The sequence below is a fragment of the Variovorax sp. Varisp46 genome (assembly GCF_059491885.1).
The window spans coordinates 1,281,831-1,297,957 of sequence record NZ_CP168515.1 but is presented as its reverse complement, the minus strand read 5'-3'; the positions used below and the strand labels follow the sequence as shown (position 1 = coordinate 1,297,957).

The following is a 16,127-nucleotide window of genomic DNA, read 5'->3' as shown; positions in this document are numbered from 1 at the left end:
CAACATCGAACCACATGCCACACCTGGTCGTTCTCTATACCCCCAACCTCGAAGGCCTCACCGATATGACGGGGCTCTGCCGGCGCTTGGCGGACGTGATGCTGGAGCAACGCGACGAGGACGGCCGCCAAGTCTTTCCCACCGGCGGCACGCGGGTGCTGGCCTTTCCGGCGGCGCACTACGCGGTAGCCGACGGCAAGGACGACTACGCGTTCGTCTACCTGAACCTGCGTATGGGCGCGGGGCGCTCGGAGGCCGTCAAGAAGAAGGCGGGCGACGATCTGATTGCAGGCGTGAAGGCGCATGTCGGTCCGATCTTTGGCCACCAGCTGATGGGCTGCACGCTGCAGATCGACGAGCCCCCCGGGCAGGTTTATGACGGCAAGCACAGCAACTTGCATCCTCTCTTCAACAACAAGCACTGATCCTCCATGCTCAACGACAACTTGATCCACCAGCTCGCCGCGGAGCTTCATGCCAGCGAGAAGTCTCGCGTACAGATCGAACACTTCTCCAAGCGCTTTCCGGAAATGAACATCCAGGACGGCTACGCCATCTCGCGTGCCTGGATGATGCTCAAGCTTGCCGAGGGCCGAATCGTCAAAGGGCACAAGATCGGGCTGACTTCCCGCGCGATGCAGCAGGCAAGCCAGATCACGGAACCAGACTACGGCACGCTGCTCGATGACATGTTCTTCGAGCCAGGCGATATTCCTACCGACCGGTTCATCGCACCGCGCGTGGAGGTCGAACTGGCCTTCATACTGAAGGACAAGCTCGAAGGCGAAGCCACGACGGTCGAGGATGTACTGGCTGCCACGGAGTATGTCCAGCCGGCGATCGAGATCATTGATTCGCGGATCGAGCAATTCGATCGGCATACCAAGGTCATGCGCAAGGTGTACGACACCATCAGTGACAACGCCGCGAACGCCGGGATCATCCTTGGCGGCCACAAGGTCCGGCCGAGCGAGGTCGATCTTCCGTGGTGCGGCGCTGTCCTGCGCCAGAACGGCGTTGTCGAGGAAACTGGCCTGGCGGCCGGCGTTCAAGGCCATCCCGCCGTGGGGGTCGCCTGGCTCGCTCGGAAGTTGGCCCCTTGGGGTGAGGCCTTGCTGCCGGGCCAAGTGGTCCTCGCCGGATCGTTCACCCGACCCATGGCCGCCAAGCATGGCGATGTCTTCGACGCCGACTACGGATCGCTTGGTCGGTTCGAGTTCAGATTTGTCTGAAGGCACTGACCATGCAAGCGCCTGAGAACACCTTCAAGCAAGCGATCAGAAAGCACCAGGTACAGCTGGGTCTGTGGGTCGGGTTTGCCGACGCCTATGTGGCGGAGGCTCTTGCCACCTCCGATTACGACTGGCTGCTGATTGATGGAGAGCATGCACCCAACGATCTGCGGGGTGTACTTGCGCAGTTGCAGGCCATCGCCCCATACAAGTCTCACCCTGTTGTTCGCCCCCCGGAAGGAACGACGGCATACATCAAGCAACTGCTCGATCTGGGCGCACAGACCTTGCTGATTCCGATGGTGGAGACGCCTGAGCAGGCACAGCAGCTCGTGTCCGCGACGCGCTATCCCCCGAACGGCGTCCGCGGGGTGGGAAGCGCCCTCGCCCGCTCCTCACGCTGGAACCAGATCGACGGCTACCTCGCCAGGGCCCAGGACGACATCTGCCTTCTAGTGCAGGTGGAGAGTGCAACTGCGTTGAGTAGGGTTTCCGAGATCGCTGCGGTCGAAGGTGTAGACGGAGTGTTCTTCGGCCCCGCCGATCTTTCGGCTTCGATGGACCTGCTTGGCCAGCCCGGGCACCCTAAAGTCCAGGAAGCCATTGTCGAGGGCATCAGCTGCGTCGCCGCCGCCGGCAAGGCGGCAGGCGTTCTTTCCGCAGACCAGACGCTCGCCAAGAAATACCTGGAGGCGGGCGCTACCTTCGTCGCGATCGGCGTCGACACCACGCTTCTGGTGCGCGCTGCCAAGGATCTGCTTACCCATTTCAGGGGCACAACCGCCACTCCTGCAGAACCTTCGGGAGCCTATTGATGCTGAAACTCAAGAACTCGTCCTTGCTGCGCTCGCAGATCTTCGTCGATGGCCGCTGGTTCGACGACAAGAGCGCCCCTGCCATCGAGGTTCGCAATCCCTCCGGCGGCGAGCTAGTCGGCACCGTCCCGCGCGCCGGACGAGACGCAACGCGCAGCGCCATCGAGGCCGCCGACGCCGCCTTCAAGAGCTGGAGCCGCACTACCGCCGAACACCGCGCACGCATCCTGCGCCGCTGGTACGAGCTGATGCTGGAGCACCAGGACGAGCTCGCCGCGATCATGACCGCGGAGCAAGGCAAACCTCTGGCGGAGGCCAAGGGCGAGATCGGCTATGCCGCCTCCTACATCGAGTGGTTTGCCGAGGAAGCCAAGCGGACCTACGGCGACGTCGTGCCATCTCCCTGGGCCGACAAGCAGATACTGGTCAAGCGCGAACCCGTGGGCGTCTGCGCCGCCATCACGCCCTGGAATTTCCCGGCCGCCATGATCACCCGCAAGGTTGCGCCCGCCTTGGCGGCCGGCTGCACAATCATCGTCAAGCCGGCCGAACAGACGCCCCTGTCAGCCCTGGCCCTGGCGGCACTCGCGGAGCAAGCAGGGATTCCTCCCGGTGTCCTGAATGTGATCACGGGCACCGCACGGGAGATCGGAGCCGAGCTGACCAGCAGCCCGGTCGTTCGCAAGCTCAGCTTCACCGGCTCCACCGAGACCGGACGCCTGCTCGCGGGCCAATGCGCCCAGACGCTCAAACGGCTGTCGCTCGAACTTGGCGGCAACGCGCCATTCATCGTCTTCGACGATGCGGACGTCGATGCCGCCGTCGAAGGCGCTATCGCCTCCAAGTACCGCAACAGCGGCCAGACCTGTGTCTGCGCCAACAGGCTCCTGGTCCAGGAAGGAATCCATGACGCCTTCGTAGCCAAGCTGTCGGCTGCCGTCAAAGCCCTCAAGGTAGGGGATGGGCGGGACGCCGACGTCCAACAGGGCCCGCTGATCGACGACGCAGCCCTGGGCAAGGTCCTCACGCTGCTCGACGACGCCATCGACAAGGGCGCACGCATTGCCGCCGGCGGTGCTCGCCACCGGCTGGGCGGCACCTTCTTCGAGCCCACGGTGGTGGCCGAAGTCACACCGGAGATGCGCATCGCGAACGAGGAGATCTTCGGGCCCGTGGCACCGATCATCCGCTTCCGTTCCGAAGACGAGGCCATTGCCATCGCCAACTCGTCGGAGTTCGGTCTCGCCTCCTACTTCTACTCGCGCGACATCGCACGGGTCTGGCGGGTTGCCGACGCCATACAGGCCGGCATGGTGGGCATCAACACCGGCATCATCAGCACGGCCGTGGCCCCCTTCGGGGGCGTCAAGCAATCGGGCATGGGCCGCGAAGGATCCCGACTGGGCATCGAAGAGTACATGCACACCAAGTACATATGCCTCGGCGGAATCTGACAAACGAGAGGAAATTGCACGATGGAAACTGAAGCACAACTGCGCCGCGATCTGGCGAACTGCTACTGCCTGTTCGATTGGCTGGGCTGGACCGAGCTCATCTTCAACCACATCACGGTCCGGGTTCCCACGCCGGCAGGCGAGAAGGCGCAGTACTTGATCAATCCCTTCGGCTTGCACTACTGTGAAGTGACGCCGGAGAATCTCGTTCGCATCGACATCGACGGCAACGTGCGCGATGGCAGTGGTGGACGTGTCAACAAGGCCGGCTTCATCATCCACAGCGCCATCCACGCCGCCCGCGAGGATGCCCATTGCATCATGCATGTGCACACCACGGCGGGCTGCGCGATCTCCTGCAAGGATGAAGGCTTGCGGCACGACAACTTCTACACTGCAATGCTGTATGAAGACGTGGCCTACCACGAGTACGAAGGTGTCACCACCAAGGAAGACGAGCAACCGCGGCTCGTCGCCTCGCTCGGGAAGCGAAATCACTTGATCCTACGCAACCACGGCCTGCTCGTCGTCGGACCGGGCATTCCCTCAGCCTTCAACCGGCTGTGGACACTGCAACGCGGCTGCGAGATCCAACTGGCTTCGGATGCTGGCCTTGGCCCGAATCGACGGATCCCCGCGGAAATCCTCAAGACTGTGCCGGAAACCCGCGTCGCGGGCAGCGCGGAAGTGCACCGACTCATCTTCGATACGATGCTCCGGCGCGCCGGTATCGCCTCTGCCTGACCCCTGCGCGCACCCGAGAACAAGCATCGATGTTTCGCGCGAGGTCCATGCCGGGTGTTTCGCGCCGCATTCGGAACCGCCCCTCGAACCTGAACATACATGCAGTGCAAGATCATCGCTGTTGCAGCGGCCTGTGTTGTCACCGCCTGCAGCTCGGCGTGCAGGATGGCCAAAACATGGCCAGTGGCTTGCTGAACGGCAGCTCTCCTCTTCAGTTCCCATTCATCTTTCGCTACGCGGAGAGCGCCCAAGCTGATCATCGGCGTTCGCCGGGACAGAGGATCGTCGATGAGTTGGTGTCCTCAATCCAATGAATGGCACCTCACATTCCCAAAATCAATATTTCCTATTCATCAAATTCTATTGAGCAACGGTGCACGAAGGGCGATCATCACTGTTCTGACAAGAGATGCCGCCCCACGGCGGTATAGGAGACACAAAGCATGGACAACACGCCACCGGCAGTTCTTCCCCGGAAAGAACCCAATACACACGCCGCGCCGCTGAGGCGCTTCACCGACCCCACCTACGTACCGCTGTGCGCGAACCTCGCCGAGGTACGCGAGCGCATCGACGCACTCGACGAGAAGATTGTCGCGCTGCTTGCCGAGCGTGGCCGCTACGTGAAGGATGCGGCGCGCTTCAAGCGCGACGCTTTCCAGGTTTCGGCGCCGAGGCGTCAGCAAGAGGTGCTCGACAAGGTGAAAGCGCTGGCCGAGAAGGAGGGCGCGTATCCTGAAGTCGTGGAAGCCTGCTTTCGCGCCATGATCGCAGGGTTCATCGCGAGAGAGCAGAAAGACCATCTGGGTATGGTCGACGTGGGGGCGCAGCCTTGACTAAGCTCAATACATCCCGCCTCCCTGCCCCCGTCACGGTGGCGGTAATGACCATTGCCATTGCCGGCGCGGTAACCGCCCACGCGCAGGAATGGCCGCAGCGCCCGATCCGGATCGTCGTGCCGTTCGCAGCCGGCTCGTCGCCTGATATCCTGGCTCGCATCATCAACGAAAGGCTTTCGGCCCGGGTCGGTCAACCGCTGATCGTCGACAACAAGCCCGGCGCCGGTGGCAATACTGGCACCGACCAAGCCTCGAAGGCACGGCCCGACGGCTACACCTTCTTGCTATCGGTCAATGCGCCGTTGGTCTATAACACCGTCCTCTACAAGAAGAACCTGCCCTACGACCCATTCAAGGACCTCGTGCCGGTATCGCTCGCGGCCACCACGCCGAACGTATGTGTCGTGTCGAATTCGATGAATGTCGATTCGGTCAAGGGCTGGCTCGCGGCAATGAAGCAGAACCCCGGCAAGTTCAACTTCGCATCGACTGGCAATGGCTCCATCTCACATCTGGGAGTGGAACTCGTCAAGCTCAAGACCAACTCGTTCGCGGTGCACATCCCGTATGCATCCTCCGGACAGGCGGTCACGGCACTCATCCAAGGCGACGTGCAGTACGCCTGCCTGCCGCCCGTCGCGGTGATGCCGCATGCCCAGGCGGGGCGGTTCAAGGCGCTGGCTGTTACCTCGGCCGAGCGCTCGTCCCTGCTGCCCGAGCTGCCAACGCTGCGCGAGTCAGGCCTGCCGGACCTCCAGGCCGTGCCGTGGTACGCCTACATGGCGCCCAAAGGTACGTCGCCCGAGGTTGTGCAGCGCATGAGTCGTGAGATCGCGGCTGTGTTGAGGGAACCCGAAACGCTCAAGCGCTTGCAGACGGCGTACTTCGATCCAGTGGGCAGCACACCCGATGCACTCAGTAACTTCATGGGCGAAGAACTGCGCCGCTGGAAACCGGTGATCGAACGCGCCGGCCTGAAGCCCGACAATTGAAAGTACGAGAGGGTGAAGCTGCCGGCTCAAGGCTCCGGCACCGACGTGTTGAGGTCTCGACTTTCGCTTGCTTATCAAGGCCCCCTGCACATCCGCCACGTTCTCTCGTGCGGGGCTTTTTCGTCGTCGAACCTGCCCTGTCATCAGGATTCCGGCTTGAAGCCCGACGCTTTCACGACCTGACCCTAGTGATGGTGCTCGGAATCGACCCGGGCGACGATCGCATCCTGTGGCATTGAAAGCGGCTCGAACTCTGCCGCCCGCAGCGTCGCCTTCATGGTAACCGACCCGACGGCCGCGCTCAAAGCCGCCGCGAGTTGCTGCTGAACCGACGCCGGCAACTTCGAGGACGCAGCCACGACGAACATTTCGCTCATGGTCAACGGCGCATGTCCGGCCTCCGCGAACGTCGGCATGTCTTCGACCGATGAGGCGCGCGCTTCGCCGGATTACGTCAGGATGCGGCCCTTCCCTGCCTTGTGGGGCTGGATCAGCAGCGGCAGCGTCGAGAAAATCGCCGCCACCTGGCCGCCCATGACGTCGGCTTAGAGGGATGGAAAGCCGATTCAGGATCAACGCTGCTCGGCCGCTAGACCAAGGACATCCCTTCGTTCATCAGCGGCAGCGACCGGATGCGCTTGCCGGTGGCGGCGAATATCGCGTTGCACAACGCCGGCGCGACAGGCGCCACCGAAGGCTCGCCAACGCCGCCCCAGAAGCCACCGGAAGGCACCAAGACGGTTTCGACCTTCGGCATCTCGCTGAGCCGCATCATGCGATAGGCGTCGAAGTTCGCCTGCTCGGCGCGCCCTTCCTTGATCGTGATCTCACCCCACAACGCCATGGTGAGTGCAAAGGCAGTGCTTCCCTCCACCTGGGCTCGGATGTTGTCAGGGTTCACGGCGTAGCCCGGATCGATTGCCTGGACGACCCTGCAGATCTTGATCCCGCCATTCTTGTCGACCGATGCCTCAATCGCCGCTGCGGCAAAGCTTCCGTACGGCTCTGTGACGGCAATGCCGCGGAATACGCCATTCGGCAGGGGCTTGCCCCAGCCTGCCGCCTCGGCCGCCGCCTGGAGTACGGCGAGCGGCCGCTTCTCATGTGCGAGCATCGCACGGCGAAACTCGAACGGGTCCTTCCCAGCCGCATGCGCCACCTCGTCGATGAAGCACTCTCGCGCGAAGGGCGTTTGCGACCAGCCAACGGCGCGCCAGAACCCGACCGGGACATGCAGGTCGCGTTGCACGAATTCGACACGAAGGTTGGGAATCTCGTAGGGTAGTTCCTGGAATCCTTCTACGGCGAATTGGTCAACGCCGTCCTTCAACGGAAAACGGAACTGCGCGGCGATGGATGGCGACGCGATGCGCGCGGTCAGGCCGACCAGGTTTCCGGACGCGTCCAGCCCGGCGCGCAGGCGATACATCGCCGCCGGCCGGTAGTAGTCGTGCGTCGTGTCTTCCTCGCGTGTCCACAGCAGCTTCACCGGCGTGCCCTCCATGGCCTTGGCGATCAGCACTGCGGGAACGGCATAGTCCACGGGGGCGCCCCGCCGGCCGAAGCCACCGCCGTTCTGGGTCCGGTGCACATGAACATCCTCAGGCGCCATGCCGAGCGCTCTCGCGCAGTGCGTCAGGATCCATTCGGAGTTCTGCGTCGATAGCCATACGTCGAGGCGCCCGTCCTTCAGCTGGGCTGTGGCGCCCATCGGCTCCAGCGGGGAATGTGCGAGGTAAGGGGTGTAGTAGTCCGCTTCCAACACCTTAGCCGCCGAGGCGAGCACCTTATCGGCGTCGCCGGTGCGTTTCGCCACAGGCGCTTCGGCCTGGGCGAGACCGGCGCGCAAGAACTCCGTGATGCTCGCACTCGAAATGGCACCGTTCGGGCCCTCCTCCCACAGCGCCGTGACGTCTTTCAAGGCCTCTTTGGCGCGCCACCAGTTGTCGGCCACCACAGCCACTGCATCGTCCCCGACCGGCATCGCCTTGACGATGCCCCGACGCCCCTGGATGCGCGAGGCGTCGAAGGACTTCAACTTTGCTCCAAACACTGGTGCAGCCATCATGGCTGCATAGAGCATGCCGGGAAGTTGGATATCGATCCCGTAGCGCTGCGTGCCGTTCACCGAAGCGGGAATGTCCACTCGCTTGATCGGCTTGCCAGCGATCGTCCAGTCCTTGGAGTCCTTGAGGACCACGTCCGTCGGCGGCTGCAGCCTGGAAGCAGCTTCCGCCACCTTGCCAAACGTGGTTCGCCTCTTCGAAGTCACGTGCGTGATGACGCCTTTGTCGACCTTGCATTCGGCCGCCGACACGCCCCATTGCTGCGCCGCCGCCGCGACAAGCATCTCCCGCGCAACGGCGCCACCGCGCCGCAGATACTCCTGGGACGAACGGATCGTCATACTGCCGAACGTGCCCATCGGGCCCCAGGGAAGCTTGCGCCGCATATTGGCGTTGGTGTCCACGTATTCCACCCGCACCCTGTTCCAGTCGCAGCCCAGTTCCTCGGCGACCAACATCGGCGCCGAGGTCATGCTGCCCTGCCCCATCTCCGAGCGCGCGTATCGGATCACCACGCCATCATCGGGCCGGATAAGCACCCACAGACCCACTTCCGCGCCCGGTTCGCCCCCCGCTTGCGCCAGAGCGGCCGGAATGCCGAAACCAACGGCCAGGCCGCCACCCACCGCAGCGGTGCGAACCATGAAATCGCGCCGAGACTGATTAGACGTCTTCTCTGCTTTCAGGATATTCGTCATGGCCGCCCCGTCAAGCCTTGCTCGACTTCACGCCGCGCGCCGCCGTATGGATTGCGGGGCGGATGCGGGCGTAGGTACCGCAGCGGCAGATGTTGGTCATCGCGGCATCGATGTCGGCGTCGCTCGGGTTGGGCTTCTTCGCCAGCAGCGCTGCGGCCGCCATGATCTGTCCGGACTGGCAATAGCCGCACTGCGGAACCTGGTGCTTGACCCAAGCCGCTTGCACCGGATGGTCGCCATTGCGGGACAGACCCTCGATGGTCGTCACGCGCCGGCCCGCCGCCGCCGATACCGGGTACATGCAAGAGCGCACCGGCTCGCCGTTCAGGTGCACTGTGCATGCGCCGCACTGAGCGATACCGCAACCGAACTTGGTTCCCTTCAGATCGAGGACGTCACGCAGAACCCAAAGGAGCGGCATTTCGGGTTCGACATCGACCTCGCGCGGTTTGCCGTTGACAGTCAACTTGATCATGAGTTGCCCCATTGGGAATGATGTGAAGCCTGTTGTTCGATCATGTGAATCGACGCCCGTGTTGCCTCAGGGATCGAGATCCTTGTCGGTCTCACGCGGCCTGGATGTTCTTGTTGAACCCAAGAAGCTTATGCGGATCTCATTCGCCTTCGTCTCAATCAACGCACACGAGCGGCGATGGTGTCGAGCTGCTCGACGGCATCCTCGGGCAGTTCAAGATCCTTGGCTGCCAGGTTCTCGCGCAGATGCGCGACTGACGAGGTGCCCGGAATAAGCAGGATGTTCGGAGAACGACGCAGCAGCCAGGCCAGAGCAACCCGCATCGGCGTCGCGTGCAACCTCACCGCGACCTTCGACAAGACGGACGACTGCAGCGGTGCAAATCCGCCGAGCGGGAAGTACGGCACGTAGGCAATCTGATCGCGTGCCAGATCGTCGATCAACACGTCGTCGGCGCGGTGCGCAAGGTTGAAGTGGTTCTGCACGCACACGATTTCGCAGATGCGACGGGCTTGGGAGACCTGGTCGGCTGTGACGTTGCTTAGGCCGATGTGACGCACCAGACCGCGCTGCTGCAATTCGGCAAGCACCGAGAGCGGCTCCTCGAGACTGTCTCCAGCCGGCGTATGGGTGTCGAGCATGCTTCGCAGATTTACCACCTCGAGCACGTCGACGCCGAGGTTGCGCAAGTTGTCGTGCACTGCTTGTGTCAGTTGCTCGCGCGACGTCGCGCTCCGCCATGAGGCATCAGCGCCGCGAAGGACGCCAACCTTGGTGGCGATAACGAGGCCGTCCGGATACGGGTGCAAGGCCGCGCGAATCAGCTCATTGGTGACGTGCGGCCCGTAGAAGTCGCTCGTATCGATGTGGTTTACGCCGCCATCGATGGCTGCGCGCAGCACGGCGAGCGCGGCGTTGCGGTCCTTGGGAGGACCGAACACGCCGGGACCCGCCAACTGCATTGCACCGTAACCGAGACGGCTGACGGGACGGCTCCCGAGGATACCGATGAGATCCTTTGAGGCTTGCATGGTCAGCGATCTACAACGTCTACATCGGGGCGATCACGACCTTGCCGCGCGCTCTGCCGGAGGTCTGCCGCGACCAGGCCTCATTGAACGCGGCGAAAGGAACGGTCCGGTCGATGACGACGCGCACACCCTGCGCGCGGATCGTCTCGACGACCGAAGCCAAGCGGTCGGTAAAGGGCTTGGCGTAGAACATGCTGGCGGACACGCCGCGGGCCTGCGCGATGGCGGGGTCGGGCGGCAGCGCAGTGCTCACAAGGCGTCCGCCCTTGCGCATTACATCGTACGAGCGCGCTTGTGTGTCACCGCCGACCAGGTCGAGCACCACGTCCACGTTGGAAACCGCGGTCTTGAAGTCCTGCGACTTGTAGTCGATCACCTGGTCCGCACCCAAGCTGCGCACCAGTGCCACGCCTTCGCCCGAGGCGGTGGCGATGACTTGCGCGCCAGCCTTGGCCGCGAACTGGACGGCGAAGGTGCCGACACCACCTGCCGCGCCGTGAATCAGCACGGTCTCATTGGTCTGCAGGCGGGCCGCCGAGAACAACGCATGCCACGCGGTGCTACCCGCCGTCGGAATTCCGGCGCCTTCGACTGCCGACAAGTTGGTCGGCAATGCCACACATGCGCTGGCTGGTACGGCCGCGAGCTCGGCCAACCCTCCACCCGCGGCCGGGTCGGCCCAAACGATGACGCCATCGCCGGCCTTCCATTGGGTTACCGAACTGCCGACACGCTCCACCACTCCTGCGAAGTCGCAGGCGAGCGTGTGGGGAAATGTGATCGAGAAGAACTTCGCTCCCAGACCCGAGACCAAGAGCGCGTCGAGCGGATTGAGCGCGGCGGCTTGAACGCGCACCAGCACCTGATCGGGCGTGATCTGAGGGACGGGCGCGTCTTCGATTACAGGCGACTCTTTGTAGGCGTGAAAACGGATTGCCTTCATGTACGGACTGATTGGGGTGTGGTTGAAAGTTTGAGCAATTGCGGATCGCCGGAGCGCTCGACAGCGGTTGCTCTCCGAAGGCCTCCAGTGTCGAGCGGATGTGAGCGAACGCGGTAGCCCAAACCGACGGTTTGCTTGCCTAATCCGCCGCCGATCCGGAAGATTCCTGCGCTTTGGTCTAGCATCTCAGCTCGTTTCCCGTTGGAGCTGCTGTGCCCGTTTCCCGCTCGAATCCTTCTTCCGAAGAACCTCTCACCCTGGCGACGCTGAGAGCTGAACTCGCTGGACGCGCGCGGCTGTTGGCGCCCACCGGCGGTTCGCACCAGCTGTCCCAGCAACTGGGGCTGACGGTGTTTCGCAGTGACGCGTTGAACAGCTCCGTGTCCGGCGTCTACGAGCCGTGCGTCGCAGTCATCCTGCAAGGCAGCAAGCGTCTGGTGGTGGGCGACGACACGCTGTCCTTCGACGCGCGACATTACTTGGTTTGCACGTTGGACCTTCCGACGTCGATGACGCTTCTCGAAGCGAGTCCGCAGCGCCCCTATCTCTCGCTGATGCTGCCACTCGATCTGCGTGAGATCGCCGGGCTCATGCTCGAAGCGCCGACGAATCCGCATAAGGCCGGTGGCGGAGGGCCTATCGCTTCGGGTGCAGTGACGCCGTCTCTGCTAGATGCGTTTCGCCGCCTGCTCGATCTGCTCGAACAACCCGAGGACATGCCGTCCCTTGCGCCATTGTTCCGACGCGAGATTTTTTACCGATTGCTCGTTGGCCCAGCAGGCAACCGGTTGCGGCAGATCTCAACGGTCGGCGCGCAAGGCCACCGAATCGCGCGCGTAATCGCCCGCTTGAAGACGCGTTACGCGGAGGACCTTCGAATCGAAGACCTCGCGCGCGACGCGCGCATGAGCGGAACGACCTTTCATCAGCACTTCAGGGCGCTCACGTCGATGAGCCCGCTCCAGTATCAAAAGCAGCTGCGCCTGATCGAGGCTCGCCGACTGATGTTGGCCGAGAACCTCGACGCTGCAGCAGCGGCTTATCGCGTCGGGTACGAGAGCCCAACGCAGTTCAGCCGTGAGTATGGCCGCCAGTTCGGGGCACCGCCCGCGCGTGACATGGCCAGGTTGCGCGGCGCACAAATACCCGGGGGTAAGCGCATGGGGCCGCCGCCAAGGTCAACGAGGGCGGGACACCTGCCTGGCAGAACCTAATGGGCAGTCTCTCGAAGTCGCCGTGCCAAGCCGGCTCGGGATCACGGGTGGTGCCATTGCCGCGCCGTCAAGCCGAGGCTGGTTCACCGAGGCGTCGAGTTGCCCCTAGGAAAGGAGCTGATTCAGCCGCGGCATCAGGCGAGCAGCATTTTCCCGCTCGATTGCGGTCAGCTCGGCGGGTGTGAAGTCGCAGGCAGCCAAGCCCGCGACGTTGTCCTCTCCAGTGCGATACGGATGATCGGAGCCAAGGAGTACCTGCGAGATGCCGACCAAGCGCGTGAGCGATGACAGCGCCATCGGGTTGGCCGCCCACGCCGTGTCGTAGTAGAAGCGGCGCAGTTCAGTCAACACGCCGCGCGGCACACGCGGAACGAGCCGTGGATCGGTGACCGGTAGCCTGACCAGGCGTTCGGACAGGTAGGGCATGGCGCCGCCAGCGTGGGAGAAGATGAAGCGCAGGTCCGGGCAGCGGGCCGCCGTACCCGAGAAGACGATGTCCACGATGGCTCGGGTGGTGTCTGCGCCGAACTCGATCACCGAGTCAGGTATGGCGGGTTGCAGGTTGACGCAACAGCTCGCGCTTTGCGGATGCGTGTAGAGGATTGCCTTGCGCCTGTTGAGCTCGTCCATCACAGGGGCGTATTGCGCGTGCCCCAGCCACTTGTCACCATAGTTGGTGTGAAGAAGGATGCCATCCGCGTGCAGGATGTCCAAGGCGTATTCGATCTCGCGCAGGGCGCCTTCCGTATCCTGCAACGGTAGCGAAGCGAACAAGCCAAAACGCCCCAGGTGGTCGCTCCTGAGCCTGGCGCCCCCCTCGTTGGCGTCGCGGCTGGCCGCGCGAGCTTCTGCGGGCGACAGCCCCCCGGTGTAGAAGGTGACGGATGAGAGGATGGAGGTGGCGATCCCTGCCTTGTCCATGTCGTCGAGCGTACGTGCAACCGACCAACTGCGCGTCAGGGCGTTGGCTTCACCGGTCTTTTCGGCGATCGCGTTCTGGCGTGGCGTGAAGAAGTGGCGGTGCGTATCCACGCGCGTTGCGGGCCTCCGCGCACCTACGCCGCCTACGCAAGCAGAAAGTCCAGTCGCGCCGGCTGCCAGCAGCCCACTGAGAAACCGACGGCGGCTCGAACTGCAATGGCATTGCTCGGGCGCCGTAGCGCGCGCGGTGGGCTCATCCGATTCCATTGATCACTCCCACGCTCTTAACGACCGCCTCGAAGTTCGCCCCAAATGCTTCGGCCGTACGCAGGCCGGCCACCATCTCGTGCACGGAGAAGTCGGACGGTGACGCCACGAGCAGCCCCATTTAGCCACCGAGGTGACGCAGATCCTCGCGCGTCGCGGCCTTCTTGTTCGACGGGATGCATGCCAGTGCCTTGCGGCCAGCCTTCTCATGCGCCGGTCTTGGCCCGCAGCGCATCAAGGACGCGTTCCTGTGTGAGCGGCATGTGGCGCACTCGCACGCCGGTCGCCGCTGCAAACGCGTTGGCAATTGCGCCTGGCACGTTGGCACCGACTTCGCCAACGCCCATGGGCGGGTTGTCAGTGGACAAGAGCTTGACTTCTATGTTCGGAAGGTCACTCATCCTCGGCAAGCGGTAGTCGTAGAAGTTGTTTTGTTCGACCTTGCCCGCTTTGACGGTGACGCGCTCGAACAGCGCGGCGCCGAGAGTAAAGGTGATCGCTCCTTCGACTTGCGCCACCGCGTTGTCAGGCTGCACCACAAGACCCGCGTCGACCGCAGCCCACACGTCGTGAACTTTCACCGCGCCGGTACTTGTGTCGACCGACACTTCGGCCGCTAGTGCAATGTAGGTCCCGCCGTGTTCGCGCAGGCAGACGCCCAGGCCTCTTCCTTGGGGCCGTTTCCGCTTCCAGTCGGCCATCTCGACGGCAACCTTGAGAACCTCCCTCATGCGCGGTGCCTTGGTCAAGTGGCGCATTCGGAACTCAACCGGGTCCGCCTTTTGCGACAGGGCGATCTCATCCATGAACGATTCAGCCGCGAAGACGCTGTGCGGGTACCCTGTACCGCGCATCGCCGACAAGCGAATCCCGTCGATTTGACGGATGTGGTCCACCAGTCGATTGGGGAAGTCGTACGGCTCCTCACTTCCGTGAAACACGAATGAGGGGATCTCCCCGCGTGCCTTGAAGCGCTCGGTGGATAGAAAGGCCAGCGCCGACTCGCTGGAGATCCGGTGGCGCCACGCGACGACATTTCCTTGTGCGTCCAGGCCAGCCCGCAGGTACCTCGCGGTCATCGGGCGGAAGCGCCCGCTGTGGACGTCGTCTTCTCGTGTCCAGATGACCTTCACGGGAGACTTGGCGGCTCTCGACAGCAGCACTGAATCGACGACGAACTCCATATCAGGAGCGCCTCTGCGGCCGAAAGCGCCTCCGACAAGAGTGCGGTGGAGGACGATCTTGTCGGGCGTCGTTCCCAGAGCTTGTGCAGCCGCAGCGACCGAAGAGGTCGGCGCTTGGGTACCCGCCCAGATTTCCGCGCCATCGCCCGCCTCGTTCACCGAGGCAACCGAGTTCAGGGGCTCGAGCTGGGCGTGATAATTAAAGTCGGTACGGTACTCGGCCTCCACAACTATCGCGGCTGCGGTCAGTGCGGCAGCCACGTCGCCGGTCTTTTGCCAGTTCTTGCCTTCCGGACCAAAGTTTCTCGCGGCACGCGCGTAGCGCTCGAACGCTTCGTCCGAATCGAAGGAATCGGCCGGCATCTTGGTCCAAGTGACTTTGAGGCTGGCTTTCGCGGCAAACGCCGCCTCCGGAGTTTTGGCGACGATGCCGACGGCATCGGGCAGCGACACAACTTTGACGACATCGCGAATCCTGAGCGCGCCGGAATCATCGACGGTCGCGGGCTTGGCGCCGTGAACCGGCGTTCGGAGCACCGCACCGTATAGCATCCCGGGCAGTTGGACATCTATCGAGAATTGAGCCGAACCGTCCACCTTACTCGGGACGTCGATCCGCATCGTGTCCTTTCCGATATACCGGAAGTCCTTCGATGTCTTCAGGTCCGCCTCCGCCACTTCCGGCAGCACTTCGGGCATGCGCGCGAACTGCGCGATCTCTCCGTAGCTGATTCGCCGACCCGAAGCTCTGTGAACCACGACGTTCGGCTCCGTCGTCAACTCACCGCGCGGCACGCGCCATCTTGTTGCGACACTGTCGAGAAGAACCCTGCGAACCTGCGCTGCCTTGATCCGGAGCGGTTTGAAATAGGTCTGGACACCCGAACTGCCGGCCGTGTACATGATGACGTAGCGCGGGTTGCCATAGAGCTTGTCGTCCGAAGGCGAGACCTGGATCTTCACCTTCGACCAGTCCGCGTCCAGCTCATCCGCAAAGATGAGAGGAAGCGAGGTCATGGACCCCTGCCCCAGTTCCGCGGCGGCGGACATGATCGTGATCGTGTTGTCCGTGCGAATCGTGACCCATGCTGTCTGTAGCACGTCACTGGCGGGTTGCGCATGAGCCTCGGACGGGGCCGCAGAGAGCCCGCCTGCGAACGAGAGTGCGAAAGTGAGGCCCGCTCCGTGCGCAAGGAACTCACGGCGGCGAACACCGCCTTGCGCATTCAGGTGCCGGTTATCGAGTGCCATC

15 protein-coding genes are annotated in these 16,127 nt (G+C 63.3%); 8 read left to right on the top strand and 7 right to left on the bottom strand.

Annotated features, from left to right (window positions below; genetic code table 11):
• Window positions 1-14 precede the first annotated feature (14 nt).
• The 7 genes from ACEN9N_RS06145 (at window position 15) to ACEN9N_RS06115 (ending at window position 6,076) form a co-directional block, all read left to right on the top strand.
• The gene (locus ACEN9N_RS06145; RefSeq protein ID WP_495655618.1) at window positions 15-425 is read left to right on the top strand and encodes a 5-carboxymethyl-2-hydroxymuconate Delta-isomerase; all 411 of its coding nucleotides are present in this window, start codon (window positions 15-17) and stop codon (window positions 423-425) included.
• 6 nt (window positions 426-431) lie between these two features.
• Complete coding sequence (hpaH, locus tag ACEN9N_RS06140; protein WP_495655617.1) at window positions 432-1,232, top strand: 2-oxo-hept-4-ene-1,7-dioate hydratase; 801 nt, start codon at window positions 432-434, stop codon at window positions 1,230-1,232.
• Between the two features lie 11 nt (window positions 1,233-1,243).
• Window positions 1,244-2,047 carry a 4-hydroxy-2-oxoheptanedioate aldolase gene (gene hpaI / locus ACEN9N_RS06135; RefSeq protein ID WP_495655616.1) on the top strand — a complete coding sequence of 268 codons (804 nt, stop codon included), beginning with the start codon at window positions 1,244-1,246 and terminating at the stop codon, window positions 2,045-2,047.
• Window positions 2,044-3,501: an NAD-dependent succinate-semialdehyde dehydrogenase gene (locus tag ACEN9N_RS06130; protein WP_495655615.1), complete on the top strand. Its 1,458-nt coding sequence runs from the start codon at window positions 2,044-2,046 to the stop codon at window positions 3,499-3,501. The genes hpaI and ACEN9N_RS06130 overlap by 4 nt, the downstream gene beginning before the upstream one ends.
• Before the next feature lie 21 nt (window positions 3,502-3,522).
• Entirely contained in the window at window positions 3,523-4,245 is a 723-nt protein-coding gene (locus tag ACEN9N_RS06125) for a class II aldolase/adducin family protein (protein WP_495655614.1), read from the top strand.
• A 443-nt stretch (window positions 4,246-4,688) separates the two neighbouring features.
• Window positions 4,689-5,081, top strand: a complete 393-nt coding sequence (locus ACEN9N_RS06120; protein WP_495655613.1) for a chorismate mutase — start codon at window positions 4,689-4,691, stop codon at window positions 5,079-5,081.
• Window positions 5,082-5,128: 47 nt separating this feature from the next.
• A complete protein-coding gene (locus ACEN9N_RS06115) occupies window positions 5,129-6,076 on the top strand; it encodes a Bug family tripartite tricarboxylate transporter substrate binding protein (RefSeq protein ID WP_495655612.1) in 948 nt (315 codons plus the stop codon).
• A gap of 185 nt (window positions 6,077-6,261) precedes the next feature.
• On the opposite strand, the gene ACEN9N_RS06110 is transcribed toward ACEN9N_RS06115, so the two are convergent.
• The 5 genes from ACEN9N_RS06110 to ACEN9N_RS06090 form a co-directional block, all read right to left on the bottom strand.
• A complete protein-coding gene (locus ACEN9N_RS06110) occupies window positions 6,262-6,492 on the bottom strand; it encodes a hypothetical protein (protein ID WP_495655611.1) in 231 nt (76 codons plus the stop codon).
• A gap of 173 nt (window positions 6,493-6,665) precedes the next feature.
• Window positions 6,666-8,840 (bottom strand): xanthine dehydrogenase family protein molybdopterin-binding subunit, encoded by a 2,175-nt coding sequence (locus tag ACEN9N_RS06105; RefSeq protein WP_495655610.1) that lies wholly within the window; start codon window positions 8,838-8,840, stop codon window positions 6,666-6,668.
• A 10-nt stretch (window positions 8,841-8,850) separates the two neighbouring features.
• Window positions 8,851-9,315 carry a (2Fe-2S)-binding protein gene (locus ACEN9N_RS06100; protein WP_495655609.1) on the bottom strand — a complete coding sequence of 155 codons (465 nt, stop codon included), beginning with the start codon at window positions 9,313-9,315 and terminating at the stop codon, window positions 8,851-8,853.
• A gap of 158 nt (window positions 9,316-9,473) precedes the next feature.
• Complete coding sequence (locus ACEN9N_RS06095) at window positions 9,474-10,346, bottom strand: aldo/keto reductase family oxidoreductase (protein ID WP_495655608.1); 873 nt, start codon at window positions 10,344-10,346, stop codon at window positions 9,474-9,476.
• A 19-nt stretch (window positions 10,347-10,365) separates the two neighbouring features.
• Window positions 10,366-11,289 carry an NADP-dependent oxidoreductase gene (locus ACEN9N_RS06090; protein ID WP_495655607.1) on the bottom strand — a complete coding sequence of 308 codons (924 nt, stop codon included), beginning with the start codon at window positions 11,287-11,289 and terminating at the stop codon, window positions 10,366-10,368.
• A gap of 212 nt (window positions 11,290-11,501) precedes the next feature.
• Here ACEN9N_RS06090 and ACEN9N_RS06085 point away from each other — a divergent pair, with 212 nt between their 5' ends.
• On the top strand, window positions 11,502-12,503 hold the full coding sequence (locus tag ACEN9N_RS06085) for an AraC family transcriptional regulator (protein ID WP_495655606.1): 1,002 nt from the start codon (window positions 11,502-11,504) through the stop codon (window positions 12,501-12,503).
• A 105-nt stretch (window positions 12,504-12,608) separates the two neighbouring features.
• Here ACEN9N_RS06085 and ACEN9N_RS06080 read toward each other — a convergent pair whose 3' ends face one another.
• Together ACEN9N_RS06080 and ACEN9N_RS06075 are read right to left on the bottom strand one after the other, a co-directional pair.
• Window positions 12,609-13,535 (bottom strand): amidohydrolase family protein, encoded by a 927-nt coding sequence (locus ACEN9N_RS06080; RefSeq protein WP_495655605.1) that lies wholly within the window; start codon window positions 13,533-13,535, stop codon window positions 12,609-12,611.
• Between the two features lie 362 nt (window positions 13,536-13,897).
• On the bottom strand, window positions 13,898-16,126 hold the full coding sequence (locus tag ACEN9N_RS06075) for a xanthine dehydrogenase family protein molybdopterin-binding subunit (RefSeq protein ID WP_495655604.1): 2,229 nt from the start codon (window positions 16,124-16,126) through the stop codon (window positions 13,898-13,900).
• Window position 16,127: the final 1 nt, after the last annotated feature.